General features: G+C 42.0%; 11 protein-coding genes. 4 read left to right on the forward strand and 7 right to left on the reverse strand.

Annotated elements, in window-relative coordinates:
* Positions 1 to 19: 19 nt before the first annotated feature.
* On the reverse strand, positions 20 to 1690 hold the full coding sequence (locus V7K42_RS03880; protein WP_334913713.1) for a transglutaminase domain-containing protein: 1671 nt from the start codon (positions 1688 to 1690) through the stop codon (positions 20 to 22).
* Positions 1691 to 2309: 619 nt separating this feature from the next.
* Between V7K42_RS03880 and V7K42_RS03885 the strand changes: the two genes are divergently transcribed.
* The 3 genes from V7K42_RS03885 to V7K42_RS03895 all read left to right on the forward strand — a co-directional run bounded on the left by V7K42_RS03885 (position 2310) and on the right by V7K42_RS03895 (position 8092).
* On the forward strand, positions 2310 to 5168 hold the full coding sequence (locus tag V7K42_RS03885; protein ID WP_334913715.1) for a cation-translocating P-type ATPase: 2859 nt from the start codon (positions 2310 to 2312) through the stop codon (positions 5166 to 5168).
* A 118-nt stretch (positions 5169 to 5286) separates the two neighbouring features.
* A complete protein-coding gene (gene recF, locus V7K42_RS03890) occupies positions 5287 to 6411 on the forward strand; it encodes a DNA replication/repair protein RecF (protein WP_334913717.1) in 1125 nt (374 codons plus the stop codon).
* A 565-nt stretch (positions 6412 to 6976) separates the two neighbouring features.
* A complete protein-coding gene (locus tag V7K42_RS03895; protein ID WP_334913719.1) occupies positions 6977 to 8092 on the forward strand; it encodes an acyltransferase family protein in 1116 nt (371 codons plus the stop codon).
* Positions 8093 to 8125: 33 nt separating this feature from the next.
* Here V7K42_RS03895 and V7K42_RS03900 read toward each other — a convergent pair whose 3' ends face one another.
* The gene (locus V7K42_RS03900; protein ID WP_334913721.1) at positions 8126 to 8584 is read right to left on the reverse strand and encodes an MgtC/SapB family protein; all 459 of its coding nucleotides are present in this window, start codon (positions 8582 to 8584) and stop codon (positions 8126 to 8128) included.
* A 1014-nt stretch (positions 8585 to 9598) separates the two neighbouring features.
* Here V7K42_RS03900 and V7K42_RS03905 point away from each other — a divergent pair.
* The gene (locus V7K42_RS03905; RefSeq protein ID WP_334913724.1) at positions 9599 to 11983 is read left to right on the forward strand and encodes a putative PEP-binding protein; all 2385 of its coding nucleotides are present in this window, start codon (positions 9599 to 9601) and stop codon (positions 11981 to 11983) included.
* Positions 11984 to 11985: 2 nt separating this feature from the next.
* On the opposite strand, the gene V7K42_RS03910 is transcribed toward V7K42_RS03905, so the two are convergent.
* The 5 genes from V7K42_RS03910 to V7K42_RS03930 form a co-directional block, all read right to left on the reverse strand.
* Positions 11986 to 12804, reverse strand: a complete 819-nt coding sequence (locus V7K42_RS03910) for a hypothetical protein (RefSeq protein ID WP_334913726.1) — start codon at positions 12802 to 12804, stop codon at positions 11986 to 11988.
* Positions 12805 to 12991: 187 nt separating this feature from the next.
* Positions 12992 to 13648, reverse strand: a complete 657-nt coding sequence (locus V7K42_RS03915) for a DUF1361 domain-containing protein (protein WP_334913728.1) — start codon at positions 13646 to 13648, stop codon at positions 12992 to 12994.
* Between the two features lie 385 nt (positions 13649 to 14033).
* Entirely contained in the window at positions 14034 to 15230 is a 1197-nt protein-coding gene (locus V7K42_RS03920; RefSeq protein ID WP_334913730.1) for a hypothetical protein, read from the reverse strand.
* A 139-nt stretch (positions 15231 to 15369) separates the two neighbouring features.
* Complete coding sequence (locus V7K42_RS03925; RefSeq protein ID WP_334913732.1) at positions 15370 to 17241, reverse strand: iron uptake porin; 1872 nt, start codon at positions 17239 to 17241, stop codon at positions 15370 to 15372.
* A gap of 464 nt (positions 17242 to 17705) precedes the next feature.
* Positions 17706 to 18182: a hypothetical protein gene (locus tag V7K42_RS03930; protein ID WP_334888901.1), complete on the reverse strand. Its 477-nt coding sequence runs from the start codon at positions 18180 to 18182 to the stop codon at positions 17706 to 17708.
* Between the last annotated feature and the right edge of the window lie 446 nt (positions 18183 to 18628).

Genomic DNA, 18628 nt, shown 5'->3' on the forward strand with positions numbered 1-18628 from the left:
CTTTTCGCAATGCCCTAATTTAAAATGGCGGTAATTCTTTAAGAATTGTGAACCGAATATGATTAATCGCTAAATCGCCGATGGGGATATCTTCTTTGGTTAGCCGCGAACCTTTGCTTGTCACGGTTTCAAAGGTGATACCTTTGCCAATTTCAATGTGATACCAGCATAAACCCATAAAAAAGCGCGTCGGATAAGGGCCACCTTCACCGATATCGTCAGGATTTGATTCCATTGGCAACCAACCAATATTCGGGACGTAGAATTCCAGCCAAACATGATTAAAGTCGGGTTGTAGGGGCACTCCTACTAAGTCACTATGGGGAGGACATTTGTACCTGCCTACGGTGCGGCAAGGGATGCCATTTAAACGGGATAGGGCAAGTAAAACGCCTACATATTCGCCACAGGAACCAACACCCCTTTCTAAAACTATATCTGGTGTATCAATGTAAGGTTTAATACCGTAAGACAATTGATCGTAAACATAATTGCGGATGCTGTGCATTTTCCGCAGCACATTGGTTTCAGAACCAATAGCTTCTCTAGCGGCACGGCGAACAATGGTAGTATCCATTGCTAAATCGTCGTCATCTACTAGGTAGCGCGTTTGTAATTCTGGGGAAAGTTTAGGTATATCTTCTACATCTCTCGGTGTGATGCGATACTTAATTCCTCGAACTTCTACAAGTGCTTTCCAGCCAAATATATGCCGTTCGCCTGGAGCAAGAGAATCAAATTTAAAGACTGCTACGCGTTGCCCTTCGACCACTTCTTCGGTAAAGGGTATACCAATGGGTTCAACGTGTTTCACTTTTTGACGCTCAGTTTCCGATGGTAGAGCGATGCGCCATTCGACATCAGGTAAATACACCTCATCTAAGGGTGCAATTTCCTCAGCATAAGACATTTCAATCAGATAGCCATTAGAGAGGGCGTAACGCTTATCTGGCTGGTAATGATAATACAGGGGATGAATAAAAGTGCGATCGCGGAATGTTAACTCATGACTCGGATCGGCATTGGGGTTATCCCGAATATAAGGCTCCTCTGTGGCGTAAGCGATGTAGATACTTTCTTTGCCTGTTTCACCATTTTTATGGATTGCAATGCCTGTGGGACATTCAAAGGGGGTCAGGACACTAAATTGCAGTTCTCCTGTGGCCCTGTCCATCGCGTAAACTGATTGTTCGGTGCGATCGCAAATCCATAGCATTTCCTGAGTTACAGCTAAATTCTCTATCCCAACGCCTGGGGCATAAAATCTGGTAATCTCTTTTCGCGTTTCGCGGTCAAAAATCAGAATGTAGCCTAGCCTTTGGCAGCTGACATAAACTGTTGTTTCCCAAACAGCAACGCCATCAACCTGATAAGGCAATGTCACAAAATGTTCTAGACCCAAAGCATTGAAGTTGCACAAGTAAACACTATTTTCTCGGCTCACCCAGAGGGTATCTTCCCACACCGCTATACCAGTGACATCAGTAAATTCTTTAACTTGATGGGGATTAAGAATTTTGCTGTTGTCAGAGGTGGGATCGATCTCCAGTAGATACCCTTTAATACTGTCAATGGCAATTAGTCTATCTTTGATGAAAGTAATGCCACACAAGGTAGCAGCAGTAAGCGGTCGAATTGTTCTTTGCCCAAACATCTGGCTAACGGTCAAAGTGGGGAGTGCAAAACTCATAAAACCTTGGGGGAAGTATAAAAAACCCTCACCTTTGGGTAGGGAGGAAACATGACTCAAGCGGTTTTAAGCGCCGTCACACCAATTGCTTGATGCGGAAAATCCTAGTCAAGCAGTGGCTCCCCCTAATTGAGGTGAGTAAACAGAGGAGTAGTATTTACCCGTTTCCCTATATGTCGGGAGCGCCTTGCTAAGACCGGATTGTGAGCCTTGCCAAAGTTATTGGTCGGTACTATCCAAACAGCACTTCTTTACCCCTTGTAAAGATGTTTAACCATTTAGTTCTAGAGTTTGGGACTGGCATCACGCATCCCAAAGTAGGTCTTTAACTCTTGCCAATAACATAGTACAAAAAGTACTAAGGCGGGTCAGCTATCTAAATGTGGTTCTTGATTGCCACCTTTAGAGCGGGGTACTGATAATTATCGGTAAAATGTGTTCCGATAGACTCTTTCGTGAGAAATAATACTATGTCAAAACAGGAGGAATTTACAAATGTTAAGAATTACATATACATTCATCCAACTGGGCGATCGCCTTAATGTAACTTTAGAAGATGCAATTCTTGCCATCACTAAATTATGATCGAATTTTGTAACCATTTGCTGTGACCTACACGATGTCTGCTAATTCTCTGCCTGAAGGTGCCGCCGTTTGGCATAGTTTAGAAGTTGATAAAGCGCTAGACCTGCTTGATACTAATGCAGACAGCGGCTTAACACCCCAAGAAATTGAACAGAGATTACAAAAATACGGCCCCAACGAACTTGAAGAAACTGCTGGCCGTAGTGCTTGGGAAATTTTGCTGGATCAGTTCAAGAACATTATGTTGTTGATGCTGATTGGCGTGGCTTTAATTTCTGGGTTTTTAGACCTGATGGCTTTGCGCGAGGGCAGATTAAAGCCCGGTGAAGTGCCATTTAAAGATACGATCGCTATTTTAGCAATTGTCATCCTCAATGGCATACTCGGCTATGTCCAAGAAAGCCGCGCCGAAAAAGCCTTGGCAGCCTTGAAAAAAATGACTTCTCCCTTAGTGCGAGTCATGCGCGACGCTAGACTGGTGGAGATAGCAGCCAAGGAGCTAGTTCCAGGGGATGTAATGCTGCTGGAAGCTGGGATGCAGATAGCCGCAGATGGACGCTTGCTCGAACAGTCTAATTTACAAGTGCGTGAGTCGGCTTTAACTGGTGAAGCCGAAGCGGTGAATAAACAGGCATCACTAAAATTACCAGAGGACACATCATTAGGCGATCGCCTTAATGTTGTCTTTCAAGGAACTGAAGTAGTCCAAGGACGGGCGAAAGTTCTGGTGACTAACACCGGCATGACAACAGAATTAGGCAAAATTGCTGCCATGTTGCAGGCGGTGGAAAGTGAACCTACGCCGTTACAGCAGCGAATGACTCAACTGGGTAACGTCCTAGTTACGGGTTCTTTAATTCTGGTGGCGATCGTTGTCGTTGGCGGTGTCATCAAAGACGGGGGTTTTAAAAACATCCAAGAACTCTTGGAAGTTTCCTTGAGTATGGCGGTTGCTGTGGTGCCAGAAGGTTTACCTGCTGTAATTACCGTAACTTTGGCATTGGGAACCCAGCGAATGGTGCGCCAAAATGCCTTGATTCGCAAATTACCAGCAGTAGAAACTTTGGGTTCTGTAACCACCATCTGTTCTGATAAAACCGGCACACTGACTCAAAATAAAATGGTCGTGCAATCGGTTTTCACTAACGACAAAACCTTTCGCGTCACCGGCGAAGGTTATGCTCCTACAGGAGACTTTCAGTTAAATGGTCAAAAAATTTCCCTAGAGGAATCTCCAGAAATCCCAGCGCTATCAGTCGCCTGTGCTGTTTGTAATGACTCCGTATTGCAAAAAGAACAAGGTGAATGGGCAATTTTAGGAGATCCCACAGAAGGGGCATTAGTCACCTTGGCGGGAAAAGCCGGAATCGAAAAAGACCAGTGGAATAGTAAATTACCCCGTGTGGCGGAGTTCCCTTTTTCCTCAGAACGGAAGCGGATGAGCGTGATTTCTCAGGTGGAGGGAGTCGCCACAGGTGAAGCATCTTCCAGAGGTGTCGATCCTGCGATCGCCGGTTTTCTCCAATCGGAACCTTATTTAATGTTTACCAAAGGTTCTCCAGAGTTAATCTTGACACGTTCCACTCAAATTCATTTGGGCAATGACATAGCCCCTGTAACCGCCGCACAACGCCAGAAAATTTTGGCAGAAAATGACTTGATGGCGAGTAAAGGTTTACGGGTGCTAGGTTTTGCCTACAAACCCCTTGCAGAAATCCCACCGGAAGGTTCAGGTGAAGAATCTGAGCAAGGCTTAGTCTGGCTGGGATTAGTGGGAATGCTGGATGCACCACGCCCAGAAGTCAGGGCAGCCGTGCAAGAATGCCGTGAAGCAGGGATTCGCCCAGTAATGATTACTGGCGACCACCAATTAACCGCACGAGCGATCGCTACCGATTTGGGAATTGCTGAGGAAGGCGCACGTGTCCTCACAGGTCAAGAATTGCAGCGAATGAGCGACCAGGAACTAGAGCAAAACGTTGACTTGGTGAGCATCTATGCCAGAGTTTCCCCAGAACACAAACTGCGAATTGTCCAAGCACTGCAACGCCGGGGTCGATTTGTAGCGATGACAGGCGATGGTGTTAACGATGCCCCAGCCCTCAAACAAGCCGATATCGGGATTGCAATGGGCATTACTGGTACTGATGTCAGTAAAGAAGCCAGTGACATGGTGTTACTTGATGATAACTTCGCCACCATTGTCAGCGCCACCAAGGAAGGTAGGGTTGTTTATACCAACATTCGCCGCTTTATTAAATACATCCTCGGTAGTAACATCGGTGAAGTTCTGACAATTGCCGCCGCACCTCTAATTGGTTTGGGAGGCGTTCCCCTGACTCCTTTACAAATTTTGTGGATGAACTTGGTGACAGACGGTTTACCAGCCTTAGCATTAGCTGTGGAACCTCCAGAACCGGATGTCATGCAACGTCCGCCTTTTAGTCCTCGCGAAAGTATTTTTGCTAGGGGATTAGGTTCTTACATGATTCGTATTGGCATCATCTTTGCCATTATCAGCATTGCCTTGATGTGGTGGGCTTATCAACATACCCATGCTGCTGGGTATCAAGGCGATCCCGAAACTTGGAAGACAATGGTATTTACCACCTTGTGTATTGCCCAAATGGGTCATGCGATCGCTATTCGCTCCAACAACCGACTGACTATCGAGATGAATCCATTCTCCAATATATTTGTACTAGCGGCTGTAATCGTCACCACGATTTTGCAGTTTATGCTAGTTTACGTCCCACCCCTGCGAGATTTCTTTGGTACTCACTATCTCAATATGCAAGAATTGGGGGTCTGTATTGGCTTCAGTGCCTTAATGTTTGTCTGGATTGAAGCAGAGAAAATATTCTTGCGGATTATGGGCAAGAAGGCTGTGTAAATTGGGCATTGGGGATCGGGGATTGAGAATTGGGTATTGCTTATTCTCCTTGTCCCCCCTGTACCCATTCCCCATTCCCCAGTAACCAGTCCCTAGTTCCCAGTCCTCAATCCCCACCATGTACCTGAAAACTCTAAACCTCAGACAATTTCGCAATTACCAAGACCAAAAGGTTGAGTTTAATGCTGCCAAAACAATTTTGGTAGGTAATAACGCTCAGGGAAAGTCGAATCTGTTGGAGGCGGTGGAGTTGCTGGCAACATTGCGATCGCACCGAATGACCCGCGATCGCGATTTAGTTCAAGAAGGGGAAGCCATAGCCCAAATTAATGCCACCCTTGAACGACAAACAGGTATTAGTGACCTAACTTTAACACTCCGGCGCAATGGTCGCCGGAGTGTTGCTATCAATGGTGAATCTATTCGCCGTCAAATGGATTTTCTCGGTGTTCTCAATGCAGTGCAGTTTTCCAGCTTGGATTTAGACTTAGTACGCGGCGGCCCGGAAGGTCGCCGCAATTGGTTAGATACACTCTTAATTCAACTAGAGCCAGTTTATGCTCACATTTTGCATCAGTATAACCATGTACTACGTCAGCGAAATGCCTTTTTAAAACGCCATGTAGAGACGTTAAATGCAACGTCTTTACAGTCAGAATTAGCGGTATGGGATGCACAGTTAGCTACCACAGGAACTAGGGTAATTAGAAGACGCGATCGCGCCATCCAAAGATTAGCTCCCATTGCTAGTGCTTGGCACGCCAGTATTAGTGGCAGTACAGAAGTTCTACAAATTCAGTACATGCCTAATATTCCTTTAGAAAATAACCATCCAGAAGAAGTGCAGCAAGCTTTTTTAGCAAAAATTCAGCAGCGAACCGTTGCCGAACTGCACCAAGGCACTACTCTTGTTGGTCCTCATCGTGACGAAGTAGAGTTAACTATTAACCAGACACCCGCTCGTCAATACGGTTCCCAAGGTCAACAACGAACGCTGGTTTTAGCCTTAAAATTAGCAGAATTACAATTAATTGAAGAAATCGTCCAAGAACCACCCCTGCTATTACTTGATGATGTTCTTGCCGAACTAGATTTATCCCGCCAAAACCAATTACTTGATGCTATTCAAGACCGCTTTCAAACCCTGATTACTACAACTCACTTGGGTTCTTTTGATTCCCAGTGGTTGAAGTCCTCCCAAATTATTTTTGTGAAAGCAGGACAAATAATCCCAAATTTATAATGATTTATATAATAAATAATTTAGAATTAGGGCTTTCCAAGAAATAAATTATCCATTTTGTGGGATGGGCATCTTGCCCGTCCTAATATTGGGGACGGGCAAGATGCCCATCCCACAAGAAAATTTGGAAGTCCCTTACTCTTTTCAAAGTGACTCCAAAAATCTCTTTTTTCTCTGTGTGTATTTAGTTCTCTGTGGTTCAAAAGTAATTTATTGAACTCCTGTAAACGCAAATAGCACATAGATAAAAGGTTAAAAACCTGTAGTTTTTCGTTGGTTAACAAACTACTGAAGAATTTTAGTCTTGATTAAGACTTAATCAGTCATTACCATCTTATCAACATCAGAATTTTGATAAAACTACCTGTTAGTGGTGTTTGCCACAAGTATTTTTATTCAATTTTTAGTCTCTACATATCACAATTTTGTCTTGAGTATTGTATAATAATTATTACAAAAAAATAGAATATGTCTGTATAAGCGCGGTATGTCAGATAACTTACTGGATTATTTATCTCACAAATTATTCAACTTATTTAGTTGCACCATCAAGGAGTAAAGATTCTTGGAAAAACCTTTAACATCTTCCCCTGAAAGTAATCCAGATATTGCGGCTGGTGCAAATGCACACTCAAAATTCTACATACCATCTCTGGATGGGCTAAGAACTGTTGCTTTCTTAATTGTCTTTTTATCCCACGCAAAAGTTGCCGAGCTTTTTCCTGGAGGCTTCGGCGTAACAATATTTTTCTTTCTCAGTGGCTATTTAATAACAACTATTCTTAGGCGAGAGTACGATCGCTATCAAACTATTGATTTTAAGCTTTTTTATACAAGACGAATACTGCGTATTTGGCCCTCATTTTACCTAGTGTTGTTTTTAGGGGCTGCCTTAACTGTCTTAGGATTTATTCAGGGAGAAATTCGTTTACCAGCGTTTTTGTCTCAGTGTTTACACTATAACAACTACTATACAATTTTTTCTCCTAATGGAACTACTCCTGGTAGTGGGGTATATTGGTCTCTCGCTGTCGAAGAACACTTTTACTTACTTTTCCCCCTGCTTTATCTAGCTCTACGCAAATTGCGTATAACTCCACACAGACAAATGCTAGTTATTTGGGGATTATGTTTAGCAACCTTACTCTGGCGGTGTCTTCAGGTTTATAGTTTTGCAGCATCTTCAGAACGTATATTCTATGCAACAGATACTCGGTTAGATAGTATTCTATTCGGTTGTGCATTGGCAGTTAATAATAACCCCATGCTGGATAAACAGTATTATTCTAAAAAAACATGGAACTATTTATTGCTGCCGATAGGAGTAATCTTGATCATTTTTTCATTTTTATATCGCTCCCCTGAATTTCAACAAACCTTTCGTTATAGTATTCAGGGAATTGCTTTATATCCAATTTTTATTACCGCTATTCGCTTTCCCTATTGGGGATTATTTCCCTTGCTAAATTTAAACTGGATGCGTTTTTTGGGTGTACTATCTTACTCTTTGTACCTTGTGCATTATAGTGTGATTTTCACAGTGAACATGTACTTTCCCCAATTGCATAAATTTATGCAAGCAGGAATTTCTCTATTAATTTCTGTTGGATTGGCATATATGATTTATCACTTTATAGAGTTGCCATTGGGACGGCTACGTAAAAAGTTCTCACGTGCATAACAAGTCGTATATGTCAAAAATTTTCCCTATTGATTATTGATGTTTTTCTAACCTTTTAAAGACCTTGAGAATCAAAAAAGTCAGCAGACCAGCAATCAATCCTAATTGCCATAAACCACAGCCAGCAGCAATTCCTAATCCAGCCGAAACCCAAATAGCTGCTGCTGAGGTGAGTCCATGAATTTCAAGTCGCTGTGATTCTTGAGAAGATTGGCGCACAATTTCTCCAGCACCGAGAAATCCTACACCGGCTGCAATCCCTTGAATGACGTGGCTAAGTGCATCAGGACTAGTTTGCAGTTCTCCCGTTTGCATAATTATTAAGGTAAACACAGCAGAACCCATACTCACCAGCGTATGAGTTCTTAAACCTGCCGGTTTGTGACTCATTTGGCGTTCTAAGCCAATAATTGCCCCGATAACCAATGCAAGGCATAGTCTGAAGCTGATATTTAGCCAATCATTGTTTTCTAGATAGTAAGTATTTGGCAATGTTTAGTCTGGTGTAGAGAAGTATATAATTTTATATCCATACTACAGCATGGTGTAAATCTAGTTATTCTAGCAATTAACAAAACTTGAAAACATTCTTGTTAAAGGTCAATACAGTTCAGTTAAGCGTTTTTTTTCTTTCTGTGTCGCGCCAGTTGCTACAAGTCGGGGAACTGCAAGGGCGCACTGGCTTCTCTGTGGTAGCCTGCGGCAAGCCGAAGCGTCTACGTAAAAAAATTAACTTTAACAAAGGATTTTAGTTTTAACTGAACCGTATTGTATTAAAAGTAGGTAAATTTCTGCCGGAGTGGATCGGGGTAATTTTAAAAAAATATTGCCAAAATATTTTAATACTTAGTAAGTGTAATTTTATAGCCTATATTATATCAGTAATTTGGTTTAATTTTTGAATTTACTCGGCTTAACAGGCAGTAGGCAAGAAGGCTTTTTGAGTTATCCAGAGTTTTTTCAAAAATCAAATCTGAGTCCTACATTTACATTTTATAAATTTGGGGATAGTTTTTTAGATGTAAATTAACTATTCCATTATTGAGATTATTTTTCAATAAGATATTTTGCTACCAAAACTAAATAAAGCTTTCGCGATCAAATTATGACAACGATTGCAATCTGTATAAAGGAGGTGAATTTTAACTTGATTAAATAGTTGAGAAACTATTTAAAATCAATGAACTATAAAACTTTACCTTAAATTGCTAGATTTAACCCATACACTCAATAATTAAATATAATACCGCCATCTACAACTCAATCAAACAACTAAACCCCTGTTTCAGGCAATGGAGGTGAAATGAAGGAAAATATTTGATTTACAAAGGAGTTGAATTACAGCAAGACATCGTGTAATTAACAATTAACTACTAAATAAGGTCAGCAAATTCAACCTAAATCTAAATGCTGGAAACTTCTGCTAGTAGAGATTCAGTGGATTTATGGCTCATAACGTATCAGAAGGAAATGGCTGTGGCTACAAATAGACAACTAACAAATTGAGTGGATAAACTCTACTGGCTAGACCAAATAAAACTACAAGACCGCACCAAAGTAGGCGAGAAAGCATTTTACTTGAGCAGAATCATGCACCGTGGCTATCCGGTGGTACCTGGTTTTGTTGTTTCGGCAGAAAATTTGCGGCAATTTCTCGAAAATCTTAATAGTTCAGAGTCACTAGTGGCTGACTTACCCCATTCTTCGTTACATCTAGATGTCGCTAATTGGCGGCAACTTCAACAAGTAGCTGGTCGCTTACGCCAAGAAATTCTCACTGCGACCGTACCGCAGGAGTGGGTGAGTACAATTTTCCAAGCAGCTAGGGAATGGCAAACTGGCTGTTTAATTCTTCGACCGACTTTGGCAGTATCAACTGCTACCCCAGCGATAAAGAATGTATCTGGTTTACTAGAGTCGGTATTTTGTCAGTGCGAACCGGAAGCGATCGCTTGGGCATTAAAACGTACCTGGAGCCAGATGTTTCGTGCCAGAAGCCTCCTCTATTGGCAACGAGCAGGAATTAACCTGCAACAAATAAATCTAGCAGTTTTGGTGCAACCTGTTGAGAATGCGATCGCCAGTGGTTTGCTCAAAGCCAACTCCTCTGGGTGGGAAATTGAAGCCACTTGGGGATTAGGAATTGCGATCGCTCTTGGCGAAGTCCAGCCAGATGTCTACTACATTCAACAGGAAACTGGGGTTGTGCTTGAGCAACAATTGGGCAATAAAATGCTGGCTTATGGTGTGGAGAATGCTGTACCTGGAGCTTTTTCGCAACCCATGCCTAACTCAGCGCTAACACCAGATAGCACTTGTCTGAATACCTACGTACTTCAGGAAGCCCAGCAAAAACAGTACGCTTTACAAGAAGAATACTTACAACAAATAATTTCTCTGGGAACTCAACTGGTAAGTGAACTAGGTAAAACCTTTACAATTAAATGGACTATTGCTCAACAAACCACATCTAGCAAGCTCTACATCACACAAGTTAGTTCTCCCCAATCTGTAATTCCCCACGGACACTTCATTAGGGGATTAGGGGCGGCAAGAGGACGTGTTGTCGCGACTGCCCTAGTTATTACTAATTCGCAACAGAAACCCGAACAACTACCCAAGGGAGTGATTTTAGTAGTACCAACGATCGCTCCTGATTGGCTACCATTACTACACCAAGTTGCTGGTATTATCACAGAACAAGGCGGATTAACCAGCCATGCTGCTATTCTTGCCAGAGAATTAAGTATCACAGCAGTAGTAAACGCCAAATCTGCCACAACCTTAATCCAAACTGGCGAACGACTGTTGCTTGATGGTGACAGAGGAGAAGTTTATCGAATCAAGGGAAACTCAAAGGAGGAGATGGAAAGAGGTAGAGAGCAGGAAAGTGGGAGACTGAGAGGAGACAATATTCTTTTTCCCAATCACCCCAACCCCAAAGCGCTCCATCTTCCTGTTACTTCTCATCTACCCATGATTGCTACCCAACTACTGGTTAACTTGAGCCAGCCCAGTTTAATAGAACAAGTACAAAGCTTCCCTGTGGATGGGGTGGGATTGTTGCGCTCAGAATTGATGGTACTAAATATATTAGAGGGACTACATCCCAATAGTTGGATTTTAGGCGGTCGGAAAGCAGAATTATTAGAGCGTTGGTCTGAGCAGATTATGCAGTTTGCTCATGCTTTTGCACCAAGACCAGTTTTTTATCGTTCTTTGGATTGGCGATCGCAAGATTTACCATCATTGAGTGATAATTTAGAATCTTCGCCGCAGTCGATGTTGGGTGAACGCGGCACTTTTAGCTATTTACGAAATCCCGCAGTATTTGAGTTAGAACTACAAGCTTTAGCAAGTGTACAGCAAGCTGGTTACAGTAACGTGAATCTACTATTGCCCTTTGTGCGGACTGTAGAAGAATTTGTTTTTTGCCGTCGCAAAGTTGAGCAAGCTCTTTTAACCGAAGTGTCAGAGTTTCAACTGTGGATGATGGCAGAAGTACCAAGCGTGCTGTTTTTACTGCCGGAATATGTGAAAGCAGGTGCAGGCGGAATTTCTATTGGTACAAACGACTTAACCCAATTGTTGCTCGGAGTGGATCGAGAACAAGGAGAGCTAGCAAAAGTATTTAATGAACGTCATCCGGCAGTTATGAGTGCGATCGCTCAACTGATCCAAATGGCTAAAAGTGCCGGTATACCTTGTTCAATCTGCGGTCAAGCACCAGCCCTTTATCCAGAAATTATCGATAAATTAGTGGAATGGGGGATAACTTCCATTTCCGTGGAACCGGAAGCAGTCGAGCGAACATATCAGGCGATCGCTCGTGCTGAACAACGCCTAATTTTAGCAGCAGCCCGCCGCGAATTAAAAGACGCAAAAAATTAATTTTATTTAATGTAGCCAGTTTCGCGCAAAAACTTACGTAAATCGGCGAAGTATTTGGTACGGTCGCTTTTTTTGTAAGCTTGCTGTACTCGCTGCCAACCATCTTGTCCTTGGCCTAGCAGATATTTATCTGCTAAATACGCAGCTAAAAAGCTCTTGCCATCATCGCCTTGTTGCCGTGCCTCTGTATAACTTTGCCATCGCTCTGAGGCGTGAATGGAAATTAATTTAGGATAAGCACGAGTCACATCAATCATTTTACCCTGGCGATAATGCCAAATTTGCAGGGGGTAGTCAGAGTCAGCATAAGCTGTAAAAGCATAAGCAAAGCGATCGTCTCGGCTATCAAACTCTGGCAGTCCATCATTATCTAAATCTTTGAGTTGATAGCCACCATTGCCCCATTCATGACGAGTTTTCAGATACTTTTGGGATTTGCTGTCGTAGCGGTAAATCAATGAATAAGTACAACAGTGCGCTCCACCTGTAAAGAAATCGGCAATTATTTCTGGTTCTTTGTTACCATCCAAGTCTTGCACTGGTAAGTTATTTTCTTTTCCAGATAGATTTCCTAGAGGTCTGTCATATTCATTTTCTTGTGGGAGCTTCCAATCCAAAATAGTTTTATCCGCTCGAATAATTTTCAGCCGGACATTTTTATACTGATATTCTTCTGGCTTGTCATAAGATATTTCTGCCCGTACATTCCCCGATTGCCCAGTTATTGTTTCTGCTGTTGCAGTCTGGGTAAATACAGCCGTTGCACTCAAAAGACCTAAAGCAATTAGAGATTGACTAATAAAGGAGCGAATCATAATCATCGTTGGTGTTGTACATAGCACATTCAACTTTATACAACACCATCAAAATGTTCAATATCGGTAAATTGCTACAACAGGTGTGCTATTTGGAACCTGTTTTGGAGGAACAGTGTAAACCGTGCCACCATTTAATAAGGTTGCGATCGCAGTTTCTCGTGTAATGCGCGATCGACAATTTTAAAGAACATCAAATGTTTGGTGTCTTAGACTTTGTGTTTCCTGAGTTTATCCCGATTCTACTATCTGATTGGCTAAGACCTAAAGTTACTCGTTTCATAATCCAGTACAAACCGGCAAGTACCACAAAGCTGATAGCGATAATTACTAGGGGCTGTTTACCGAGAATTTCTTCTACTCCTTTGGTTATTACAGCATCGGGTTGAGTAATAAAATCCCAACTGTTGAAACGCAAAAATCGTCCCCAATAAACACCAACAGCGCAGAGAAAATGTGTAATCAACTCAACGCGCCAAATCCATTGGCTCTTACCGATCCGATGTAAGTAGTGACCCCAATTAATTAACGATATTACATAAGCTTCAAATCCACCTAGAATTACTACCAAATACACAGGAATTAGTACTAAAGTAATCATCCACACCGATTGAATCGTGCGGATATCATCTATCAAGTGAATTACATCAGTCAACAAATAAGGTGCATTCGGTAAGAAAGCATAGAAAACTAAAAATCCTAGCCACCAAAGCCAAGTGCCACCTCGCCTCATGCGAAATAACCACACGCTCAAAGCCAAAGGTATAAAAGCCAGAAATAAATTCCAAGTCATCCAACTCATATTAATTTGCAAAACCTGTAGAACTCTGGCTATCAATTCTTCTTTCATAGGTGCTAACTCAGAAGACGTTTAATTGTTTTAGATTCACTCTATAGTGTTAACATCAGTGATTGACTGATAAAATTTTTTACCCCCAAGGAAATTTATTTACTCTAAGAGCAGACAAGGCTTTTGTGTCACTTAAAAGGAAATGCACACTGATATATGTCTGAAATTTAAAGTTTTTGTATCTTTCATGCTATGGAATGAAATTTATCAATCAATCAGCTTAAATCCCTAGTATAGCCAGAAAATCATCAGGGTAAAATCTCCTACCGAAACGAAGCCTAAGCAACAAAAACGCCACGAAGAACTATGTTGCCCCTATCTTGGCTACTATATTGATTTCATTTTGCCCCCTGTTTTAAGGAGGGCAAAAGAAGTTCTCAAATCACTAATGCAGTAGCACTCGACTACGGGGGCCGATCGCTTGTTTGGGTGAAACGGGTATCGTACAGCTATTGGTGGAATCCGGCGAACAAGCAGTTTGAACAAGGGTTGCAGGGTTAACCTCTAGGGAATTACCGTTACTGAATTCAATATTAGGTGTAGTGGAAAGTGATGGGGAATTAGAGGCAGATGTGTAGGTTGTCGGTGTCGGGGAAGCGATCGCACTACCATCACTAACTACAGATGTAGGAGTAGTGTTACTACTACTAACTACGGGTGCAGGAGTAGGTGTGTTAGTAGCAGCAATTACTGGCGCGGGAGTGGGCGTACTACTACCAGTAACTACGGGTGCGGGAGTGGGCGTACTACCACCAGTAACTATGGGTGCGGGAGCGGGCGTACTACTACCAGTAACTACGGGTGGGGGAGTGGGCGTACTACTACCAGTAACTACGGGTGGGGGAGTGGGCGTACTACCACCAGTAACTACGGGTGCGGGAGTTATTAGGGTTGAAGTTGCAGGTACTTTAATTGTTATTCTTGCTAGGGGGGAGTTAGTCATTTCCAAAGATGTCACCTTTGGCGAACCTGGGATATCCGACTTGAAATCAAAGACTGTGGGAGTTGCACCACCATTGCGATCGCTATATCTGACTCCATATCCACTCACTTCAAAAGTACCCTGATACTGATTTCCAGTGTTTGGATCGGTGACAATACCAGTGTATAAAGCTTTTGTGAGATTAAATTCATCCTGAACCACTCCTTGAAATGTGGTTCCGGCTAATTTTCCCTGGTATTTATAGGGTGTCAACTCACCGCCAGAGAGAATCGGCGAAGTCAAAACGCCATTAAAGGAGACAATCGGAATGCCTTTAAAGTCAACAAAATAATGCAGACTACCATCCTTGCGTGTTTCTATTTTTACATAGCCTGACTTGTATACAGGAACGTAATTAGGATTGTTTTTAGTTCCTAAGTTCCGCGAGTAAGTGCCTGTGTCGTCTGTATCAACGCGAGTCGTGCTGCCATTGAAATTAGGATTAATACTGGGAAGTTGGATAGTCCCTGATAATGTACCAGTGCTTTGAATGGTGATTTGAGCAAAAGCACTTGTTCCAGATGAAGCGATGATGACTGCGGCTAAACTGCTGCTGCTAAGAACAACACAACCTAATTTAGTTGATGAATGTAATTTCATGAAAAATTTGCTCCTTTAATCACATATCAAAAAAAACACGCACGGGTTTTTCTTGCTCTCATTGGGCAATAAAAGCATTTCGTACTGAATAAATTAGTATGAAAATAGCGTATTTTATTACATCTACATCAGTACAAAATTAAAACCGGAAGGTTGCTCTTAATGCTCCAACAACTAATGCATCGTTAGCTGCATTGTGATCGGGATTGAAAATAACGAATAAGCCTGGAGTCAAGGCGATATTGTCGCTTAATTGGGCGCGGTAAAAAAGTTCTACGTGAATTGATGTGTCACTACGTCCCCCTGCTGTTCCTCCATCAGAAAAGTTGGGAAAATTGAAGCCATTTGGTAAGGTACTTGAAGTAATTTTGGGCGGTTGTCCGACGAGAACGCCTCCTAAATTTCCAGGACGCAGCAAGTTGGGAAAGGCTGCAAACACCATCCAATTTGTAGTTTCTACACTTCCAGGAAGGTTTAATGGTTTGGAAGAAGTAAAGCCACCCCAACCGCCTAACTGCAAGTTAGGATTAATTCGCCAAGCAACGGTAGCACCAATGGCTTGGGTATTGAAAGCTGTAGCATCTGCAAAAGGCGAAATCAATTGAGAATCGCCAATACCACTTCCCAGTAAGCCATCTGGGGAGTGAGAATAAAGATAATGTACGCCGATATCGATATTATTGGTGGGTGCTAAACTTAACTGAGCGCCAGCAGTCAATCTACCGCCAAATAATCCGCCCTGGTTGATGTTGCCAGAATAATTGGCTATTTCCGCACTATAAACGCCTTGCAAACTGATGCGATCGCTAATCTGCCAATCAAAGCCTATACCACTAGTGCCATTGCCAATACTTAAAATCGGGTTACGCTGACCAAATAGAGAAATTGCGCCGTCGCTAGAACCTTCTAAAGGGCTAATACCGCGAAAGGTGTTGATGGGGTTGACTCCCGCCGTACCTACGACAATTCCCAAGCGTTCCGAGACGAGAAATCGATAAGATAGTTCACTAACAACTAGATTGTTGTCTGTATTTGACTCGAAACCCAACCGCCCCATATTGGTAGATAGCAACGAGGCATTAGAACCTAAATTACCAGCAGACAGCCCTGTTAAGAGTAAATCTCGCCCTGTAAATGAAGTTGCTAAGGTTAGTTGGGCGCTACTTGTGAAAGTCAGATTGGTTTTTCCCTGGCGTTCAGGGACTCCATCTCTAGGAAACAAATCGATATCGGGGCTATTGGTTCCCTGGACGCTAAAAATGGCTTGACCAAATAATCTGGTAGTTGTGGAAAAGCGATTGGCTTGTAATTCAGTAGTTCGTTCTTCTACAGTCTCAACACGCTGCTGTAATTGCAGCAACTCTGCTTTGAATTCGCCCTGTAACCTTTGTAGCAGGACTAAATCTTCATTCTTAACAGTATTAATTTTATTATTTGCGATTGCTTCGTTAATCTTCTCTAAGCAAGCGTTTAAACCAGCTGCAAATTCATAACGGCTGATATTGCGGTTTCCTAGATAAGTCCCATCATCGTATCCCGCAATGCAGCCATAGCGTTCTCCTAGAGATTGCAAAGCAGCAAAAGCCCAGTCGGAAGGTTGCACGTCCTTAAGTTGCGACACCGAAGTGACTTGAGACATTGGGTTGTCTGAATCTGGAGACTGAGGAGATAGAGAGAATTCTTCTGTGTTTTCCTGGTTCTGTGCAACTTCTGTTACAGGCTGAATATTTTTTAATTCAGGTAAGTTAGGGGAACTTATGAATTGAATTTTATCTCTACTTTTTTTAAGTATATTTTCGTACTTATGCTTGATTGCTGGTGAGGTAGTTATATCTGGCTGCACAAATTCAGGCGGTGTAATCTCAGCAGATGAGACAACTTCAGATAAATTTTCTGGCATTGACTGCTGCACCAGATTATCTGTAGGACTTACAGGCTTTTCTGGTAAATTTAGCGCGGAGATTGGCGCTGTTGCTAGCACACTCGCCATCAGTAGACTAATATCACTCATGGTATTTCATTTGACTTGCACCAATATTTCTTTTGACAGATAAAGTTGGTGTATATCAGGAAGATTTATGAAAAAAGAGTGATAAAAGTTACTACACTGAGGGGTTGAAGATGAAGGGATTGAAGAATTTAGGAATCAGAATGCAAGACACTCTCTAGGAGACGCTGCGCGTAGCTTACTTAAGAGCAGGGGTACGCAAACTCGCTCTAACAGGATGTTTGAAAAGTCCTCTTGTCGGTATCAAAAGTTTTAGATCCCCCTAAATCTCCCTTCAAAAGGGGGACTAGGACTTACGCATTGACAGAAAAGCCGAAATGACAGGTATGCTTTTCAAAGCTTTTGGCTAAATTTTTCAACTATCTTTTTGCGATCGCAACTAATAAAGGGTGGTTTAGAAAAGGCTGAAACGACCTATTTACGTTAATACACAAGATAATTCGTTTGTACAGTGCGTAAGTCCTAGATTATTCTGGCTGACTACAGTATTTATTCGTCTGATTGACTAAGGCATCTGACTGTTTGCCAAGGGTTGTAGCCGTTGTCAGTGCTGAGTCAATATCAGTTCTCGCCTTTTGGATTTTTTCTCTACCAGATGCCGAGGCTTCTGCTGTTTTGGTTACACCAAGCGCCTTACCGGCTTTAGCGATCGCTTGACTGAGATTCTGAAAAATGTTGACAAAACTGCTTTGAAATTCTTTCAGCTTAGGATCTGTTAAATTCAGTTCCTTAATCGATTTAGTTACAAATTCTAAATCTTTAGACAGTTGTATGCTGGTGATCACTTGCGTTCCTTTATTTTTATCAATCAAAGAAGTTCCAGCATTCACAACTTTAATCAATCGCTGGCACTGGGAGACTTTGTTCTCGGTGCAACTGCTAACGAACAAAGCAATGCTCAGACTAACAGGAAGAATAACAGTATATTTATGTAAAACAGACATGAACACCCCAACAACAATAAAATCCAGACTATAGTATCCAATATTACGAGTAAATAAGGTAATTAAGGTAGTGGAGATTAGACAGAAGTGAGAAAACTCGCTTCATACACCTTGCAACTCCGTCAACTAATCTTTGAACTGCGTTCATCCACCTTTGCTCCTCGTCAAGGACTCTTTGAACTGGATTCATCTATCTTTTGACAACTATATAGAGCAGAAAACCCAAACTAATATCTTGACTGCGCTAGCCTTTAAGCCTCTAGCTCAATTAATTTCACCCTTATCTTTGCTATTTTTTGATAGACTCTTTTAGCGATCGATTCACTATTACGAAATTTTGCACTTAGTTGTAATAATTACTGATTTATCAGTAATTATTTTTGATTGATACATTAGCTATACTAATACTAAAAAGTTTTTACATAGTCTTGATAAACTGTATATTT

Source organism: Nostoc sp., assembly GCF_036917455.1.
In the GTDB taxonomy this organism is placed as follows: domain Bacteria; phylum Cyanobacteriota; class Cyanobacteriia; order Cyanobacteriales; family Nostocaceae; genus Nostoc.